The organism is Staphylococcus sp. 231237_7MaSpsaltlick, assembly GCF_043107035.1.
On the sequence record NZ_JBICNX010000455.1, the window covers coordinates 1 to 383 of the forward strand.

Genomic DNA, 383 nt, shown 5'->3' on the forward strand with positions numbered 1-383 from the left:
AACTGTTGTGTCTTCGCTTGTTATCTCGTTCACCGTTGGTGCTTCTGGTGCTGTTGTGTCTACTACTGTTGTCGTCGCTTCTTCGGATGTGTTGCCCTCTTTATCTTTAGAAGTAACTACGATATCTTCTCCACCATTCAAGTCCACATTTGATGGGATTTCTACTGTATAGTTGCCTTCGTCATCTGCTGTACCTGTTGCTGTTGTGCCATCTGGGAATGTTACGGTTACCGTTGAGCCTGGCTCTGCAGTACCTTTGACTTGTGTATCTTCACTTGTTACCTCATTCACCGTTGGTGCTTCTGGTGCTGTTGTGTCTACTACTGTTGTCGTCGCTTCTTCGGATGTGTTGCCCTCTTTATCTTTAGAAGTAACTACAAGCT

General features: G+C 45.2%; 1 protein-coding gene. It reads right to left on the minus strand.

Features of this window, described 5'->3' with window-relative positions:
* Positions 1 to 383: Ig-like domain-containing protein (locus tag ACF91D_RS32325; RefSeq protein ID WP_392438798.1), on the minus strand; the 383-nt coding region annotated here is incomplete at both ends.